General features: G+C 59.0%; 12 protein-coding genes and 2 pseudogenes. 4 read left to right on the top strand and 10 right to left on the bottom strand.

Going from position 1 to position 17,471, the window contains the following annotated elements; genetic code table 11:
• The 7 genes and pseudogenes from WMK75_RS15355 to mobC form a co-directional block, all read right to left on the bottom strand.
• Positions 1–412 (bottom strand): annotated as a pseudogene (locus WMK75_RS15355) (hypothetical protein); the annotation flags it as partial.
• Positions 409–3,132, bottom strand: a complete 2,724-nt coding sequence (locus WMK75_RS15350; protein WP_347268486.1) for an AAA family ATPase — start codon at positions 3,130–3,132, stop codon at positions 409–411. The pseudogene WMK75_RS15355 and the gene WMK75_RS15350, both read right to left, overlap by 4 nt.
• 243 nt (positions 3,133–3,375) lie before the next feature.
• Positions 3,376–3,870, bottom strand: a complete 495-nt coding sequence (locus tag WMK75_RS15345) for a hypothetical protein (protein ID WP_347268485.1) — start codon at positions 3,868–3,870, stop codon at positions 3,376–3,378.
• A gap of 431 nt (positions 3,871–4,301) precedes the next feature.
• Entirely contained in the window at positions 4,302–5,465 is a 1,164-nt protein-coding gene (locus tag WMK75_RS15340) for a helix-turn-helix transcriptional regulator (RefSeq protein WP_347268484.1), read from the bottom strand.
• Between the two features lie 364 nt (positions 5,466–5,829).
• Positions 5,830–7,812, bottom strand: a complete 1,983-nt coding sequence (locus tag WMK75_RS15335) for a type IV secretory system conjugative DNA transfer family protein (protein WP_347268483.1) — start codon at positions 7,810–7,812, stop codon at positions 5,830–5,832.
• The gene (locus WMK75_RS15330; RefSeq protein WP_347268482.1) at positions 7,805–10,153 is read right to left on the bottom strand and encodes a relaxase/mobilization nuclease domain-containing protein; all 2,349 of its coding nucleotides are present in this window, start codon (positions 10,151–10,153) and stop codon (positions 7,805–7,807) included. Before WMK75_RS15330 ends, WMK75_RS15335 begins: the two co-directional genes overlap by 8 nt.
• Positions 10,140–10,727 (bottom strand): plasmid mobilization relaxosome protein MobC, encoded by a 588-nt coding sequence (gene mobC / locus WMK75_RS15325; RefSeq protein ID WP_347268481.1) that lies wholly within the window; start codon positions 10,725–10,727, stop codon positions 10,140–10,142. The genes WMK75_RS15330 and mobC overlap by 14 nt, the downstream gene beginning before the upstream one ends.
• A gap of 552 nt (positions 10,728–11,279) precedes the next feature.
• Between mobC and WMK75_RS15320 the strand changes: the two genes are divergently transcribed.
• The 4 genes from WMK75_RS15320 to WMK75_RS15305 all read left to right on the top strand — a co-directional run bounded on the left by WMK75_RS15320 (position 11,280) and on the right by WMK75_RS15305 (position 14,299).
• Positions 11,280–11,999 carry a division plane positioning ATPase MipZ gene (locus WMK75_RS15320; RefSeq protein ID WP_347268480.1) on the top strand — a complete coding sequence of 240 codons (720 nt, stop codon included), beginning with the start codon at positions 11,280–11,282 and terminating at the stop codon, positions 11,997–11,999.
• Positions 12,000–12,009: 10 nt separating this feature from the next.
• The gene (locus WMK75_RS15315) at positions 12,010–12,651 is read left to right on the top strand and encodes a hypothetical protein (RefSeq protein WP_347268479.1); all 642 of its coding nucleotides are present in this window, start codon (positions 12,010–12,012) and stop codon (positions 12,649–12,651) included.
• 160 nt (positions 12,652–12,811) lie between these two features.
• A complete protein-coding gene (locus WMK75_RS15310; protein ID WP_347268478.1) occupies positions 12,812–13,051 on the top strand; it encodes a hypothetical protein in 240 nt (79 codons plus the stop codon).
• A 120-nt stretch (positions 13,052–13,171) separates the two neighbouring features.
• Entirely contained in the window at positions 13,172–14,299 is a 1,128-nt protein-coding gene (locus WMK75_RS15305; RefSeq protein ID WP_347268477.1) for a Fic family protein, read from the top strand.
• A 35-nt stretch (positions 14,300–14,334) separates the two neighbouring features.
• On the opposite strand, the gene WMK75_RS15300 is transcribed toward WMK75_RS15305, so the two are convergent.
• The 3 genes and pseudogenes from WMK75_RS15300 to WMK75_RS15290 form a co-directional block, all read right to left on the bottom strand.
• On the bottom strand, positions 14,335–15,051 hold the full coding sequence (locus tag WMK75_RS15300) for a hypothetical protein (protein WP_347268476.1): 717 nt from the start codon (positions 15,049–15,051) through the stop codon (positions 14,335–14,337).
• Positions 15,020–17,044 carry a BREX-3 system phosphatase PglZ gene (pglZ, locus tag WMK75_RS15295; protein WP_347268475.1) on the bottom strand — a complete coding sequence of 675 codons (2,025 nt, stop codon included), beginning with the start codon at positions 17,042–17,044 and terminating at the stop codon, positions 15,020–15,022. Before pglZ ends, WMK75_RS15300 begins: the two co-directional genes overlap by 32 nt.
• Positions 17,041–17,471, bottom strand: a pseudogene (locus WMK75_RS15290) (helicase); the annotation flags it as partial. The gene pglZ and the pseudogene WMK75_RS15290, both read right to left, overlap by 4 nt.

Here is a 17,471-nt window from a genome sequence, read left to right as displayed (position 1 = left end):
CAAGGTCGGCGTAGATCCTTGCGGCCTCCTCGTGCTTTCTCTGCTTGCTCAGAATGCGAGCTGACTGCATGGCACGGCGGTCGGGGTTCGCGAGGTCCAGAGCCTTCGCGCGATGCTCCGCCAGCATTGCGTCTGAGGCCGGGACTTCAAAGCGCCGTAACTGGTCCAGATAGTCGGACAGCGCCATGTGATTACCATCGGCCGAATGCTGTTTCACGAGCGCAATCAAACACCATGCATAGGCGGCGCGGTCGTAGTCATCGGCCTCGGAATCAGCGATGCGCTCCAGTGAGAGTGCATGTGCAGCGGCAAGCTGGCCACCTTTCCTAAGTTCGGTGACCTCTTTGGAGCGATGGTTCCAAGTTCCCGCCCCCAAACTCCTATTTCGCCGGCTCCCGCTAAAGATGCTCACGGGACAACCTCGTCGGTCAGAACGGTTCCGACATCATCCTGCAGCGCGATGAGTGATGGTTCTGGGTTCAGGGACGGATTGACGGGCATGAACTTGGTTAACTGGTTTTTGCCGTTGTAAAAGATGTCTACCGTGACTGTGTCCGGACCGCGCGCAAGCGTGTAGCGCTGGCTCCATTGCTGCTCCTTAAAGTTGGCGACCGTGATGCCCTTCTTCGACAGCGCGGCAATCAACCGGTCATGGAAATCCCGCAGGAAAGGGCGGTCAGGCGCGCCCACGCTGGCCGAGCTCGAAGTGCCCGTTCCTGGTTTCTGGCCCGACAATCCAGCGATGCGGGCTATGATCTCCTCCGCGAAGCCGTCAGGCCTCGGGCAGGTCACGCTAGAGACAGTCCAGTTTCCCTTGTAGCCGATGTCGATCCGAACAGCATCAGCACCTCGCTTGAAGAAATACGCCTCTCGATACTGGTGGTGAGCGACGTCCTCGATCTCGACCCCAGTGTCGGCCAGCCTGTTGCGGATTTCCGTTTGAAGCCAAGTGCGGAACAGGGATTGCGGGGACAAAGCCGGGGAAGGGGCCCCTCCATCTGGTTCAGGGGCCATCGCACGCTGGTCGGGAGGGCCGGACTCCGGGCTTTGTGGGCCGGGTTGTGTGGTAGAGGGCGTAACCCATCCGGTTCCCGCCGCTTTCAGCCTAATCTCCGGCGGATCGACAAGATACAGCTTGCTGCTGGTCCGGGTCATGGCCGTGTAGAGCCAGCGAAAATAGTCCGATGACCGCGGGTTCTGCCGGGTTGCGCAACTGACAATCACATGGCTCCACTCGCCGCCCTGCGCCTTGTGGCAGGTAATGGCATAGCCAAACCTAAGGCGAAGAGCGTTGAAATACGGATCCGAACGCAGGGCCAACTGGAATGCATCACGATCTTTGTTCCGGTCGATATGCTTGTGGCGCTTGAGGAAATCGACGTAGAGGGCGCGCTGCTGCGCAGATGCCAAGCTAGCATCGTCGCCGTGCAGAAAATCGTCGAGTATCTTTGCCTTCAGGATGAGATCGTCACCTTCCGATTGCGGCAGCGCAACCATGACGTCTCGAAAATTCAGCGCGACATTAATGGGTTCCGATACGTCGCTATTGCCGATCTTCTGCAGCAACTGCACAGACCGTCGCTCGACCGTCGCTTCAGCCGCGTCGATCTGCAGGATTTCACCATTGGCGACGTAATGAGGACCGCAAAAGCCATTGGCCGCAACAATCACGCTGTCACCGGCCGCCACTGTCGCCTTGCCCGGAAACAGTACTGCCCGGATTGCGCGGTTGAAATTGGCGGCTTCGGTATTCGAGTGGGTAACGATGATCGGCGCCTGGGGGCCGCGTCCTTCGCGGATCTTCATATAGAGAGGTGTGACACTGTCCTTGGGCAGTTGGATGACGTCATCGTCGAAAGAGAACGTCAGGCTGCTGAAGCGTCCGCTGGTAACGCCTTCGCGCAGGGGCATGACATTGCGGATTACCGCGCTTTCAGCTTTCTGGCGGACGATTTCAGTCAACTCGTAGCTGGTTGCATCAAGCCCGAAGGTCTCACGCAGGTAATCCGCGTCCAGGGCAGGAGAGGTCGACATGCCGACCGGAGGCAGCTGCGCAGGATCGCCGATGAAGATGATCTTTCGGGCGTTGCCTGAATGCGTTGAACCCACGTGCTCGATCAGATCCCGCAACAGATGTCCGCTGCCAGACCGGAAGAATTCACTTTCGGAATACACGTTCGATACGAGCGACGCCTCGTCGATGATGGCGACGGCATCGACCGGGTCATCATTGTTCCGGACCTTGGCAATCATCTTGAAGGTGGCCGACCCATCGCCGTCATCTTCGGTCTGCTCGGTCATCTCGCTATAGTCGTAGATCAGGCTATGGATCGTTCGCGCTGACTGCCCAGTTTTCTTTGTGATGACTTTGGCTGCCCGCCCTGTCGGGGCCGCAAGCGAGAACATCCGCCCTTGGGCAAGCAAGAACTCGGTCAGACCACCCGCAAGGAAGGTTTTCCCCGTTCCCGCATAGCCTTTCAGCAGAAATACCCGCTGGGTGTCGTCTGCGAGGAATCCATCGAGCGCCGAAATGCCCCTCTGCTGGTCGGCCGTGAGCTCCTCTTCGAACATGTCCCGCAACGAGATCCGCGTCTGCGGTGGCCTGACCAGGGGCTCTAGGCCAGCGTCGCGGTTTTGGACAATGTTCTCCCTCGCGTCGGCTGGGCATATGTCCTGCGAGGTCTCATGACATGCTGAAGGCGTTATGGACGCGGCACGTCCCCGCGCTTGCCAGTCAATATCCGGGCGCATTTCAAGGCAGAACCAAGCGGTCAGCGAGAGGGCGTCATCGAGCAGATCGTGGGCTTCAGCCACCGATACAGGACGCTTTCCGTGTGCGGCGATGTTTCCGAGTTTCCGGATGGTGTGCAAAAGCCCCAGAATCCGCCGATCCAGTAGATCATTCTGCTGAAGCAGTTGCAGGCGGTCGAACTGCTTCTCTTCATCGTTCAATTGCAAACCATGATGCCGAAAAAGGTGGCAAACCATTGCCTCCGAAAAGCTGCGTAGGCGGATGGTCGAAAAATCAGGGAGCTTGTCGGCATTCTGCTCTGCTTCGGTCGCCAGCGTATGCAGGTCCGGCCAGAGAGGCAGCAACACGCCAAAGCGCTCTGGATTTCCCGTCATATCCATAGTGTCCCCCCTTACTGGCAAACGGCATCTCTTGCGGAAATAGCCTCCAGGCCTCTGCGCTAGATCACCCTGGAATCGTATGCCTTTGAAATCGGGCCGAAATAGGGGGTAAGCATGACATTACGCCAACTGAATTGGAGGCTAGACAAGCCTCGCTGCGAGGGCAACCTCTCGATCGTGGAAGAGCGGGACTTGCCGCGCAGCATGCGGGTTGCTGGGATGAGAACTGCATTACCTGCATCATTAGAGCAGCCGCCCGTCAGTTCCCAAATACACGCCATCCGACAAATAAATCGGCGAGCCCTCGGCAATGCACAGGTCGTCATATAGATCGCGAAGATCGCTGCAGCCGGCGGTGTGTTCGACCTCTGCCGGCTGCCCCAGATATCGGGCCATCTCATCGGCCAGTAGAGTAAGGGCTTCGAACAACTGATCCCGCGTGCCGGACAGGCAGATCTCGGCGAACCTGCGGCCTTTGCCATCGCTGTCGATGCAAAGGTCCACCTCGCCCCCGATAAGGTTCTGGATCCCCACCTGCAGGGCGTTGATCAACGCTTCGCGGTCCCGGTAGATCGGCGGGGCACCAAAATCGCTAGCGGTGGCCGTCTTGATGGCCCCGCCTTGGTGGCCGCCGATGCTGCCAATGGTCAGGCGGAGCAACGTGTGCTCTCCCGCTACGGCAAAATACTGTTCGCGCGCATGGTAGAATTTTGTGGATTGATAGATAATTGCGGACATGTTGCATCCTTCGCTCGCATGGTCTTGAAATAAGCCCGCAGCGGTATCGTTCGTGGGCGTACCACCCACACGAAGCGCATTCTGCGGTCCCTTGAAAAATCACATGTACTTGGTGTTCCGAAGGCAGGAATTACTGCGGAACGGTCGAGATCGGCCTTTGCGCTGGTGATAACAGGTCACGACATTACCTGCGGCGTCGACAATCGCTCTCACCTTGGTCGCAGCTGCAATCATCTCCCCATCGAGGCCAGCGGCTGTCAGGTGCCGGACGGTCCGTCCTGACAAGATGTACTCCTCGCAATCATGCCACGCCTTGACCCGTGTCCCGTGCAGAAGGACAAGTTCGAGACTGTCTTGCCGAATACTCCGTTGGGCCATACGCGTTGCCGCATGGTTGCTGAGGACGAAAGACGCGTCTGCACACACCGCCATCATGCCCACTCCGCCTCGAACTGCTTTTTGAGCTTGGAGCGGTGACGCTGGAGTTCTTCAAAGCGGCGATAGATCGGATCTTCGAACGGGAGAACCAAGGCAATTTTGCCGCCTTCAGAGGCCGCAGCTTTGCGGCTCTGATACTCAGAAAGCGTATCTTCGTTGAGATACAGATCTTCCTGAAACGGGTTCACCCAGCTTTGAACACGGTCATCATCCGTATACCGCTCAGGGTACCAACCTTCTTCATGGCAATGCTTCGCCACGAGGTCATCATACTCCGCGGCCAGTTCCGGATGGCGTTCGGCATAGAACGCGCGCCAGGCCTTCAGCTTCTTGAGACCTGCCTTCCGCTGATCCTCCATGCCCTGCTCATGCGCTTCCCGAATGGCCTTAGCAAACTCTTCAATCGAGAGGCCACCGCCCTTGGCTTCCTTGGCCTGATGCAAAACCGAGGACAGCCGAATGCGACCTTTCGCGATAGCCTCAGCCAGCTGCGGTTGCCCCCCAGAGAGAGCCTCTACGAGCTCAATGTCCGATATAAATCCGGCCGCATTCGGGGCCTCTTCGGCCGCTGCCCCCACGAACCACTTTGTGTCGACATGGTCTGAAATCTGCGCCGACAGCCGAATGATTGCCTCGCTGAACAGATTCCGCGACGTTTCGGTGCCAGGGTGTGACGTCTCGATTCCGAAACATTTTTTGAGCTTGCTGGCTTGGTCCTCAAGGTGCCCCCCTTGCAGACGCGGATCGGAGAGGCCGTTTTCAAAGGCAAGGCGAGCTACTTCGTCGTCCTGCACCGGCACTTTCAGTGCATGTCCGGCCACAATCGAGAAGAGAACGGGTGCCAGTTCCATGATCTGCTTCTGGCTGACCCCATAACGCCAACGCATGAGTTCGTAGGCATTGTGGGACGCAGCAGAAACATGGGCCTGGATGGACACTTCACCCAAGTCCACGTCGGCAAAGAACGGATCGAAATCCTGAGGCTTGCAGTTCAGAACGCGGGCAATCGCCTCCAGATCCTTGGGCTTGGGCGGATTGGTTCCCGCCAGCCAGCGACTCACTGTGCGCTTATGCTTCTTGATCGCCGCGGCGAGTTCGTCGCGCGATTTCCCATCTGCTTTCAGCTTCTTCTTGAGAAGTTCTGCCTTGAACGCCATCGGTGCCTCCCTTGTGTCCATGACATCAAGGTAGGTGCCATTTTATCCTATGTAAATTTGGCATTTTCTGTCACAAATCGGGGAAAGTTGGCTGAGAATGCCCTCCTTTTCGGCTACATTTGTTTTTACGTGACAAAATGAGTGCCATTGTTGCCGAGATGAATGCTCAAGTCGGCGCAACCAAATCAAGCAATATACGTCAGCAATCGCATAGAGTGTACCTTGGAGGGCCGCTTGCCTTCCTCACAAAATACGGTGGCGGCTTCGGTCGCTTTCACACCGATGGCCATGTCGTAAGCGATAACAACATTGTCGAATGCGTGTCCCGTCCGATCCCCTGAACCGCAAGAACAACGTCCTCGCATCACGCATATTCTGCAATGATGGCCCGTGTCGTCTGGACCGCAGCTGCCAGTTCTGCCCTATCCGGCTCCTTGAGCCCCAGCCCCACCGGATCAAATGACAACTGCACTGGCCCACCTCCACTAGCTCCCGCGCGAGCTGCTCGACCCCGCGCACGATTTGGCCGCGAAGGCGTGGAACTCTGCGTATTCGATGCGGGCATCTCCGCCGTTGTCGGTGAGGTCGCTACCCCAGAACCATTTGCGCCTGCAGCCGCCCGCACTTCCTGTAGCTCTTGCTTCAGCTTCTCCACTGTCTCGCGAGTCTCGGACATCTGTCGGTCCCGCCGCAGGCCGTCCTCGTCCGGATATGGGAAGCCTCCCGATTGACAGGCGTGCAGAACCTTCAACGCCGGGTCCTCGAAATACTTCACCCTTCTTGCCCGGATCGGCATCTGCGCGTCGATCACGAGGATGACCTCGTCGAGGTCCATGCGTCGGGCCTCATCCTCGGTCAGGAGCGGGGTATCTTCTGTCCTCTCCGAGACGCTGCGCCCTTCGAATGGATTGCGTCCAACAGCACGGGAGCGGGTCACCACACGCTTGGTGGTCTTGCCGACAGCCTGGCTCAATTCCTCGATGGTCTTCTGCTCGGACGGGGTGAGGTAGAGCTTTACCCCGGCGCCGCCCTGCAGCGACCTGCGGGTGTTTTCACCATAGATCTCGTCCAGCGCGGGGATGGTCTGGGTCACGATGGCGAGGTTACCGCCGAAGGAGCGCAGCGTCTTGATGCTCTCGGCTACGATTGGCATTTTCCCGAGCCGGTCAAACTCGTCGAGCATGATCATCACCGGCCAGGGCTCATCATCGCCGGGTTCCTGTGCTTGCAGCGAGGCAATCAGGTCCGAAAAGAAGAGGCGGATCAGCGGGGCAAGCGGGCGGATCATCTCGGATTCGACCACAAGATAGATCGCATGTGGGCGGCGGCGGATATCCCGGAATGAGAAGTCAGAGGTCGCGGTGGCCGCGTCGATCGCGCGGTTGTCCCAAGTGTCGAGACCCGATGTCATCAGGAGGGAGAGGTAGGAAGTGAGGGTGTCGTTGTTGGTCGATGCCATACGCTCGAAGATCAGTTTGGCCGACTTGTTCTTCACCTCCTGTGAACGCTTCAGGTATTCCTTCTGCTTGTCGCCCCCCGAGGCTGTGATGCGATAGATCTCGCCGATGGTCGGCACGCCGCGCTCGAAGGCCAGAAGGCCGGCCGCCACGAAGAGGTCGATACCCCCGGCCAAAAGCCCGCTCAGCTTTTCATTGTCGGTCTGCAGGAAGAGCTTCGCGGTGAGTTTAAGCTCCATCTGCTGCCGGTCGAGGTTGGTCATGGCAGCAATGCGCGCCAGCGGATTATAGCGATGTGTCGGTCGGTCCCAGTCGGTCGGCGCGAAGCGGAAAACCTTGTCCCCCATGCTGGCGCGGAAGCGCGAGGTCTCGCGGAAGTTCTCGCCTTTCACGTCGAGCACCACGGCAGAGCCCTTGTAGGTCAGCAGGTTCGGGATCACGAACCCCACGCCCTTGCCCCGGCCTGTCGGCGCCACGATCAGCGCGTGGGGGAAGGTTTTTGAGACTAGGAAAGGGCGCTTGGATTTCGGGGAGCCGAGCTTGCCCAGAAGGAAGCCGCCGCCGGGCTTGGCAAAGAAACCGTTCCTCTTCATCTCGCTGCGAGTCTGCCAATGCGTCGTCCCGAAGCGGGTCAATGCATCCCCCAGGAGCGTGACGCTCAGCATCAGCGATGCCAGGCCGAAGCCGCCCAGGATGAGGTTCACCCAGAGGAAGTCTTTCGGTGCAGACTGAGACAGACCCCGATATTCGCGGGCAAGCAGGGTGACGTCGAAACGCGTGGGAGAAAGCCCATAGCGGAACATGACAAAGCCGGTCGCCACGACATAGCCCATGGCGAGACCGACCAGCACGAGGCTCAACACTCCTAGGGCAATCTTGCCTTTATCCATGGGTGATCCCCTTCTCACCATCTGCCGCGGCGTGGCGCGGGCGCTGCGCCTCGATCTGCTCTTCGGCCAGAGCATCGAGAACGCGCTCCATCGCCGGGCCATGCGCGGTGACCTCGCTGCTTTGAAGATAGGTCTTGGCGAGTTCCAGCTGGCGCACCTGATCCTCGGTGAATTTGTCCAGGACGTCCGCGTTTCCGGCCCGCAGCGCGTCGATTGCGGCGGGGCTTAGTCGCTCGTTTATCTGCCGGACGATGTCCTGCTGCTCTGACTCGGAGAGCGGGCGCTCGACGTCGGCGTTTCGCACAAAGGCCATGACGGTTGGCGCTGTCTCTTCCACATACCGGCGCTCGGCGTAGTCTTGTCGCGCCTGGTCCTCGATCTCGAAACTGCGTTCGCTGATATAGGCACGCGACGCGCCGAGCGAACGAAGGTGATTGATTTCGTCCTGGACCGCCTGCCCGAATTCGTCATCCGGCATCTCCGTACGATAGCGGGCGAGGATGCGGAGCTCTTCCGTGATCTGACCGAGATGATCCGAGGGATCCCGCAAGGCAAGGTCCATGTCGCCAGCATGAAGCGTGCGGTCCTGCGCCGATACCGCATATTGCGGCGGCATTCGACTGTCAGTCATCTGTTCCCAAGCCATCGAGGCCAGTTCGGCATGCTGCGGAGATCTCTGCGCATAGGCATCGAACGCGACGCGGGCCTCCTCCACCTCCACGGCGCCCGCCCGCCGCACCGAGGGGTCGTCGGAGAACGGATGATCGAAATCCGTCCGGCGGAACTGCGCCACCAGCGCCCTGAACGCCTGCCGCTCCGATGGAGCAAAAATGTCGGACCCGTCTTGCGCGAGATCACCCCTAGGTGTCGTCAGCCGCTCGCCGAGGACAGCCTCAGCGTCATCCGCCTCGTCGACCTCGGTTGGCGCGCGCAGGACGCGCACGCCAGTCAGAACATCGCCCAACCGAACATGCACGGCTTCCAGCCGGTCGAGCGCTTCTTCCCGGTCCGCAGATTTCTCCAGATCGAGGTCGCTTGCTTTGGCAATCCCCTGCAGATCCTGTGCCAGCCACTGGCGCTCCAATGCGGCATTGCCTGCCCCTTCCCGCAGGCGCGCGGCCACAGCCTCGGCATCGATGCCCGTGCCTTGCAACGCCTCGGCCAGCTTTGGTGCCACCTCTCCATCGTCAAGACGCGCGAGGTGTTCTTCACTGGCGTTTGACCTTGCATAGATGCCGTCCCGGGATGGAGCATCGACCAGGGCGGCGGAGCGATCCCCGAGCGGGTTCAAATGCGCGACCGAGGCCAGAACGTCGGTCAGCTTGCGCTCGATCACCGGCCTCTCGGCCGCCGGCGCCCTGTCGATCGCCGCCTCGATCTGGCGAATGTTCTGAGAAAACTCGGTGATCAGCGTGTCGAACGCTGCTTCGTCTTGGGACATGTAGATGGCTCCGTCAGATTGAATCTGACCGCCGCTGGCAAGGATGGTGCTGGCCCTCTCGAGTGCCTCGGACACGTCTTCGAAATTCGAACGGGACGCCTCCGCCGCGAGCCCGCGATAGATCAAAACGTTGTGCCGGACGGTTACCAGAGCGGCCGCCAGGTCAGCACCGGTTCTCTGGCGCTCGACTGGGGGACGACCTTCGTCGCGAGCCTTGTAGATTTCATCGATCTCGGCGCGGTAGGTCGTGACGCCGCGATCCAGACGACGCGTTGCCTCGAGCCGGATCCCGTGTCCTCTGGCCGCTTCGACCATCGCCTCGCGAAAGGCGTCGTAGTTGAAGTGATGATCCTTCCCGAGAAAGAACATTTCGCCATCCTTACTGCGGCGGTTCAGAACGATATGCGCATGTGGATGCGCGCGATCTTGGTGTATTGCAGCAATATAGTCGAATTGCGAGCCCTCACCTTGAAAGAACTTCTCGCAGACGGCCTGGGTGATATCGCGCACCTCTTCACCACTGGTCCCAACCGGGAATGCCATCAGCAGATGCGACGTATGGCCAAGCTTGGGGCTGTAGCGCTCGTTCCACTGGTTCTCGAACCGCCGCGCCACTCGGTTGATCTCGGCTTCCGAGAGTTGCTTCTTCCCGTCATGGGTGCCGCGGCTGTCGAGGATATGGGTCGACTTCGTCGTGAGATATGTGAGCTGCGCCCGTAGCTGCGCCCCGGTGTGACAGCCCCCTTTCGAGATAGCCTTGAAGATCGCTGGCGAATAGCCGCGCGCGGCCCGAACCATCTGCGCGCCCCTGGAAAGCCCCTGCCAGGATCCCGAAACCCGGCTCCAGCCTTGGTCGAATAGCGCCGGGTCGATGCCACGGACCCGGTCACTTCGCGCCATTCTCATCCCTCTCGGCAAGGCCCGCCAGGGCAGAGCTGATCTCAAGGTCCAGCACGCTGCGCCGCGCACGCGACATCTCCTGGACCTGGTCGGCCAGATCGAAGACCAGACCCGCAAGGGCGCGGACGTCACGGTGACTTGAGGCCGGGTAGGACAGTCTCTCGCCCCGCACCTTGGCCTCGTTCAGACGTCGCGCGATCTGGTTCACGTTGTTGCCGACCCGGTTGAGTGCGGCGCCGAGGTTGCGCAACTCGTCACACATCTCGTCGTCGGGCAAGAAGACACCTTCGGTCGCCAGCATCAGGCGGCGCATGGCATCCGAGCGGTGCGCAATCCCGCGCCGCGACAGCGCCGCGTCGAACCGGCGCAGGTCGTCGTCCGAGACCCGGATTCCCACAACCCGCGATCGGCTGCAGTTCGCTGCCTGACGCTCATCCCGGTGGTTCACCACGTTGTAGATCGTCTTCAGGCTGACATCGTAGCGCGCGGCCAATGACGCCGCGGAGACGCCATTCCGGCGCTCCTGGGCGATGGTCGATCGCTCGATCTCTGACAGTCTGCGGCGGCGGGGCATTTTGAAGTTAACGTTCCTATTTCTTGCCAACTTCGTACAAGCCCGCCGACTCCCAACGCAAGTGGAGTCGGCTATAAGGGCTTGTACTCAATATATAAAATCGCCCTGCAGGGGCGATTTCCCGTCCTTTGTCAAATGGATCGCGCTTCGCGCTCATTGTACCACGCGATGCGGTCTCCGCACCGCGCATCGCGTCTTTCGCGCCCCGTCTCTTGCACCCCGCAAGACGGGTTTTGCCGCGTGCTGACCGTCTAGCGTCACCCGCAGAACGACATACGCGAGACTGCCTCCCGTCGTCTGGCGCACGCTATCCGTCACCTGCAGTCCGTCCGCAGTACATCGCCGAGCGCATCCCGACATTTGGAGGGTGTGTCGTGCCCCGCGACGAATGCTGAAGGCGCCACGGCAGACGTCGCACGGTCATCGCACAACGCCGCCCGCTGCATGCCAAACGTGGGTCGCATCCCGACTTCTGCTTGACCCCTCCGCCTCATGCGTTTAGCGACATTTTAGTTTTATCGTTTCGATTCACTATTTTTGCGGAGGATCAGAATGCCGAACGAAAATCTTGTGGTGATCGCAGCGATGGCCCGGAAAGGGGGCAGTGGAAAAACGACGCTTTCGCGCGCCTTGATCAGCGCCGCGATCGCCGCCGGACGCAGAGTGATGTTGATCGACACGGACAGCACGAGGGTACTCGGGGCCTGGCATACTCGGGCGCAAGCCGGTGGGCTGAGTTCGCCGCTTCTCTGCTCGGCCACCGTCGAAAGCGTGGCGGGTGTCGAGGATCAGATCGATCAGGTCTACATGGCAGGCACGGCAGACTTCATCTTCATCGATACCGCAGGGGTCGGTGCCGAATGGTCAGACGGCATTGCGGTGCTTGCGGACCACATTGTGACGCCCGTCATGCTGTCGACGTCTGATTTCGATGTCGGCGCACAGACTGCCGATTGGTATGAGAAGCTGAAATCCCGTGTTGACGACCCCTCCAGCCTTCCGCGCCACCACGTCGTCCTCAACATGGTTGACCCGAAAACGACCCGTGCTGACGCCGCCCTGATTGAAGAAGCGCTAACCCGTTTTCCGGTGATTGAGACCGTCATGATGCGACGAAACACTTACAAGGAGATGGATCAGAAGGGGCTTCTCCACGCCTTGGCGCTGGAAAAGCAATCTGATCCAAACCCTCTGATGCGTCCACATGTACGTCATGTCGTCGAGGCGCTCGAGGAGGCGACGGACATTCTCAACAACATTCTTGCTGCGTGAGGACAGTCGATTGCGCAAGAAGATCCCGACCATCACCAGGCCCGACCCAACCTACGCCGCCACTCTGCAACAAGGTGACCGCGAGATTCCCGGGAAGGAAGATGAGGCACAGGTCACAGCAACAAAGACAGGCACCCCAGTCGCTGACGTTGACGCTGATCGGCACGAGTCAGAGCGTATGCCGGAAAATGCCGTCGCACCGCACCAAGTTACCGCGGAAAGCTCTGATCCGCATACCAGCCTGAGAGTTCCCGTATCGGCGCGCGCTTTGAGCCCGACCCGGAAGATCGACATCAGGGTCAACGCACTCGAACGACAGGAAGCAGCGCTGGAGACTTGTGGTGTTGAGCCAGCACATGTGGTGCGTGCCGCCCTGCGCCGTGCAGTCAAAGGCTGGCAACTGTCGCCGGTCTTCGCCCCAGTCGCAAACGAGCGACGCACTCGCAAAACACAGTGGCAGGCCCGGACATCTCTGGCAGTCGATGCGGCCAGCCTGGGTGTCCTCCTCCGGGACCACGACCCCCTCGACGTCTTGAGTAAATGGGCCCTGATCCGCGGCCAGGTGGAACCACGCATATGGGGCGAGATCGACAAAATCTTGGAAGAAATTGCTGTTCGTGCTGCATCGCCGCATGAACCGCACGCACCGTAAGATACCTATCTGAAAAGATAACTTGCATTTCGCCGGTGGATTTTCGCCCACCCGGAACGGTTCATCTTGCAGTTGCAGAAACCTAGTCCTAACACCAGCTAACAGGAATTTCAGACCTCAGTAGTGACGAGTTGCGAGGTCCATTTAGGAGGAACGCATTATGAATACGAAGCCCCGCCTGACTGGCGAACCGATCATGCGCATCCTCTGCAAGACATCTGAAAATCTGGTTGGCTACCTGTACCAATGGAACAATGGCGACGTGCAGCCTGCCTGGTTCGGCCTCGCCATGGCGAACGTTCGCTATGAACCATTCATTCAAGCGCCGGAACAGAACCCTGTCGATCCGAAGACCCCCAGAACGCGTCAGCAAGATCTGACGCAACTTGAAAAGGCCTAGCTCAAGGTCTCGCGTCGGTTTATGGGTCATCCCATCCCGCAGGTCCTTTGAGCGATAGAGTTGACTTCTATACCTCAGAAGTGTTCTATTTTTGAGTTATAGAAAGGATGTCTATAACTCATGGCTTGGAACTGGACGCTGCCCGATTGGCCGGATTTCCGGTATGACGCCTCCGCTCTGGAGCCGTTTGAGCAGACGTTTCTGCTGTCGTCCGGAGAAATCCTCGGCGCGGTCCATCATGTCAGCCAGCCGGAGCGCGAGCAACTCCGCATCGAACTGCTCAGCGAGGAAGCGATGCAGACGAGTGCCATTGAGGGTGAAATCCTCGATCGGCTCAGTGTCCAGTCTTCGCTGCGCCGCCATCTGGGCCTCGATCCGGACAGCTACCCTGCCAAACCGCGCGAACAGGGCGTCGCGGAAATGATGGTCGACGTCTATTCCAGTTTTGCAGAGCCGCTGACGCATGAGACACTGTACCGCTGGCATCGGATGCTCCTGTCGCATGACCGTCGGTTGGAAACCATCGGGGCCTACCGACAACACGCCGAGGCGATGCAAATCGTTTCCGGCCGCCTTGACCGGCCCACGATCCATTTCGAAGCGCCGCCTTCAGAGCGGGTCATGCCTGAGATGGAGCGATACGCGGATTGGTTCAACAAGACCGGGCCGGGGGGAGCAGAGCCGCTTCCAGCGCTGACGCGCGCAGGGCTAAGCCACCTCTATTTCGAGAGTATCCACCCATTCGAAGACGGCAACGGCCGCTTGGGTCGCGCCCTCGCTGAAAAGTCGCTGGCGCAGAACATTGGCCAGCCGACCCTCATCTCGCTCGCCTTCACCATCGAGAAGGAGCGCAAGGGATACTACGATCAGCTTGAGCAGCATCAAAAAACGCTCGACGTGACCGATTGGCTCGTCTGGTTCGCAGAAGTTGTCTTGAAGGCCCAACAGGCAACACTCGACCGCGTAGGCTTCTTCATCAGCAAGGCACACTTCTACGATCGTCACAGAGACCACTTGAACGAACGCCAGGCCAAGGCCATCGCTCGAATGTTTCAGGAAGGCCCTGGCGGTTTCAAAGGCGGCCTCAGCGCCGACAACTATCTCAAAATCACCCGAACTTCACGCGCAACCGCAACCCGCGATCTGCAGGATCTAGTCGAGAAAGGTGCGCTCAGCCGAACTGGTGAGCGACGCCATACGAGATACTGGTTGAACCTGAATCCACGGGCGTCGAACCAGCTACAATGATTGGCGTAGAAGTGAGACAGCGCCAAAGGCGTTGCCTATTCTCTGAGCGAGACAGATTGGTTTCCGGCACTATCCGCGCGCAGGTCAAGATCAGACGCGGATGAGAGAACAAAGCCAAGATTGTCGCCAAGGCCAAAGGGAAAAATCACCGGTTGGGCCTCTAGCGTTCCGAGTCCGACAGGACGACCTACGGCTTCCAAAACGGCGGTTGTCATCCAACGTACGAGGTCCGATCCCTCCAACGCACAGGCTTTCTTCCGGGTTAACGTTTTGCCGTTGTCGCTTCGATCAAGCAGCGCCCAGTCTATCTGAGACTGAAGGACCATATTGGTCATCCGTCTGGTCCCCTCACGTTCGCCATAGATTTCTGCCATCCGACGATGCACTTCAGCGGTCGTGCAGTCGCCTTGAAGCGAGGTCAATCTGCCAACGATCTCGGCCACTTTGGCGAAGAAGGGATATGTCACGATAGCCATGCCCCATGTCAGGGCCGCCGGCGAGGTAGAAGGTGCCGATTGAAACAGTTCCACGCCGCGTTGAGCAAAAGGCTCCAGATCCTTTCGCGGCTCCAACCAAAGGCGGTTCAGTACGGTTCTGGTCTTCTTCCTAGCCGCAGGCCCTGAATGGGCTTCATCCAACAGAGCATCGAGCTCGCTGATGTCAGCGAGACCGGCTCTGACTTCCAGCGCTTTTTTCGCCCACTCGAGGCGGATGAAGCGGTCAAATCCTATCTGAGGTGCTGTCGCTCGCATGTTCTTCTTTCTTCATTCTTATCTTCACAAACGGCACAACCAGTTCCTCTAACGCCATTCCTCCGTGAGCAACGATCTTGTTCCCTCTTGGCACAAACGCGCCGCGTTCATTCGCGTAAACTGGCAAGAAGTCGGACGGAAGCCCTGGACCGCTAAACTGAAATGCATCGATATCGGGCGGAACGGATGCAGCAAGGTCCCCGCTGCGATAGGCCCTGACGCGCTCACCCTTCATCTCGGAGACAACGCCCTGGCTGAGCCGTCCAATGCCGTCGGCATCAACATTGCCATGGTCCGCAGTCAGGTAGATATGATAGCCGTGCTGAGCAAGCATGAGAAACAGCTTTTCAATGAAGCCGGTATCGCACCATTCGCGAATTTGGCCAGCAATCCCGCGTTTCCCAAGCATTGCGCCATGGACAATTTCATCGACCATATCGACGACAAGGCCCGCGACCTTGGTCGTCGGCTTTGAAAGTACGTCCTCGAGTAGAGCCAATTGGTCGGAACGTTTGAGCCCCTTCTGGAAAACGACCTCTGGCTTCCGGAGGCCGTTTTCCTGCCAGAACTTCGTCCAGAGAGACGGCTCTTGTGCCGTCGAATCCATTGAGCCTTGAAACTCCCGTGGCTTGAGGCCCGAAAATAGCGCCTGGCGAGAGATTGACGTCAGCGTCGGCAGCCACGCAAAGCAGCCGCCCTCGTCGGCGGAAAAGTCGGGAAGCTTGGTCGACAGGTGGTCCCTGATCTGGGCCCACTGGTCCAATGCCAAACCATCAAAGACAAGAAGAGCAATTCGATCTTCGCCAAAGCCCCTGCGCATCGCGAGATAGCGCGGCACGTGATGTACCATCACCGGCGCTTTTGCGACGGGTAGGGAGGGCAAGTCTGCGAAATGCTGAAGCACCCAATCCTTGAGGCGAGCATCGGCCTCTCTTTGCAATCTCTGGAGCTGCCCCTGCAGGTTATCTGCGTCCGTCGCTTTCAGTTCGTTGAAGCGGTAGATGAGTTCTCCAAGGCGGCGCGCCGCCTCTACCCAATCTCGATGCGACGCCCCCTCCGAAGGTAGACTCGCCGCGTTCCTTTTCGCTCCCTCCGACACCAGATGCGCAAGTGCCTGAGGGTCATCTATCAGACCAACCTGTATCCAATCGGGAAGGTGCTCAGGACGGACACTTGCCTCAATAGGCTGAAGGGCTCCCTCGAGGAACATGGTATCTATGATCACCCTTACGTCAGGGTGATCAAAGGGCACGTCATACGCATGACCTTCGACCAGCTCCTGATCCCTGCCGCGGGCATCAGGTTCAACGCCATATTTTGCGACGAAACGCGCCCAGGATTCCTGTATTGCGCGAAGCATAAAGGGTTTTGAGGCGAGCAGTTCACTAATCGGAAGACTTCCAAGAGATGTGTCCCGAAGAACGGTTGCGACATGGTCTGCAAATAGGCTGGGAAGGCCAGCCCCGCGATAGTGAAGCCGCAGAGCTTCTCGCCAGAAATCCTCCGGTCGATTCAGCAGATAAGGGCTAAGCCTGAAGATGTGCGTGAGGACAAAATTCTTGGTCTCAGCCTCACCGAGCAGCTGCGTCACATGCTTCTGGTAGGCTTGGAACAGCCCTTCATGGTGTTCAGCGTCAAGCTTGCGGACGACACCATAATTCAGATTAGGGAAAAGATCAGCCAAGCTCAGGCTGACTTGTCGTGCTGCCCTGATGTAGTCCCAAGGGATGGAATTCATGTCCGCGCCCCGCCACTGCAGGATGAGCGCCTTCGCGGTACCTTTCTGACCCACATCCCATGCGGATCGATAACGCTCTTCATACTCGGTTCTAAACGAAACAGAATCTTCGAACGGGAGAACCTCAAAATCGCGTTCGCGGAGCCCGAGCAGAATGGTCTCATCCAAGAGCAGGCCATCCGGATCCAAAGCGATCCAGAAGCGAGACAGATCTGCGGGAAACTCCCGCAGGATACGATCGGCCCAAATACTCATCGTGCACCAGCCACCGCTTCGCCAATTCGCAACACGAGGAGGGCATTGAGATCGGGCGAGTAGGAGGCCGCAGCATCGAGCTGCGCCATCCGAGCTTCATGTTCTTTCTGCAGCCGCTTCCGTCGATAATCGCGAACAGTCTGAAGCCCCACCCTGCCAATCGCCTGGTGTCGAGCTTCGAAAGCGTAGAGTGCGCGTTCGCGTTCTTCATCGATCCGAGCCTTGTGCTCTGTCACAAGATCGGAGAACACCCGCTCTCCTTGCGTGACCGCAGCCCCTTTCGATCTCTCGAACCAGTCGCGCGGCGCCTCGATCTGAGGCGCAGCAATCGGCTCGATCTGCTCCGTCAGAAGCACATCCCAAATGCGTTTTGCCGTTGGTTGGAAGGCGCGCCCTTCATCATTGACGAAAACGGATAGGAAGCGGC

This window comes from Paracoccus sp. (in: a-proteobacteria), from assembly GCF_039808215.1.
GTDB lineage: Bacteria > Pseudomonadota > Alphaproteobacteria > Rhodobacterales > Rhodobacteraceae > Paracoccus.
Note: the sequence above shows the minus strand (reverse complement) of the source record. Positions and strands in the feature narration are given on the sequence as shown.

What these genes read in the sequence shown, in the direction of transcription:
- WMK75_RS15350 (WP_347268486.1), bottom strand. Translation starts at nt 3,132, where the DNA reads ATGGATATGACGGGAAATCCAGAGCGCTTTGGCGTGTTGCTGCCTCTC.
- WMK75_RS15345 (WP_347268485.1), bottom strand. Translation starts at nt 3,870, where the DNA reads ATGTCCGCAATTATCTATCAATCCACAAAATTCTACCATGCGCGCGAA.
- WMK75_RS15340 (WP_347268484.1), bottom strand. Translation starts at nt 5,465, where the DNA reads ATGGCGTTCAAGGCAGAACTTCTCAAGAAGAAGCTGAAAGCAGATGGG.
- WMK75_RS15335 (WP_347268483.1), bottom strand. Translation starts at nt 7,812, where the DNA reads ATGGATAAAGGCAAGATTGCCCTAGGAGTGTTGAGCCTCGTGCTGGTC.
- WMK75_RS15330 (WP_347268482.1), bottom strand. Translation starts at nt 10,153, where the DNA reads ATGGCGCGAAGTGACCGGGTCCGTGGCATCGACCCGGCGCTATTCGAC.
- mobC (WP_347268481.1), bottom strand. Translation starts at nt 10,727, where the DNA reads ATGCCCCGCCGCCGCAGACTGTCAGAGATCGAGCGATCGACCATCGCC.
- WMK75_RS15320 (WP_347268480.1), top strand. Translation starts at nt 11,280, where the DNA reads ATGCCGAACGAAAATCTTGTGGTGATCGCAGCGATGGCCCGGAAAGGG.
- WMK75_RS15310 (WP_347268478.1), top strand. Translation starts at nt 12,812, where the DNA reads ATGAATACGAAGCCCCGCCTGACTGGCGAACCGATCATGCGCATCCTC.
- WMK75_RS15305 (WP_347268477.1), top strand. Translation starts at nt 13,172, where the DNA reads ATGGCTTGGAACTGGACGCTGCCCGATTGGCCGGATTTCCGGTATGAC.
- WMK75_RS15300 (WP_347268476.1), bottom strand. Translation starts at nt 15,051, where the DNA reads ATGCGAGCGACAGCACCTCAGATAGGATTTGACCGCTTCATCCGCCTC.
- pglZ (WP_347268475.1), bottom strand. Translation starts at nt 17,044, where the DNA reads ATGAGTATTTGGGCCGATCGTATCCTGCGGGAGTTTCCCGCAGATCTG.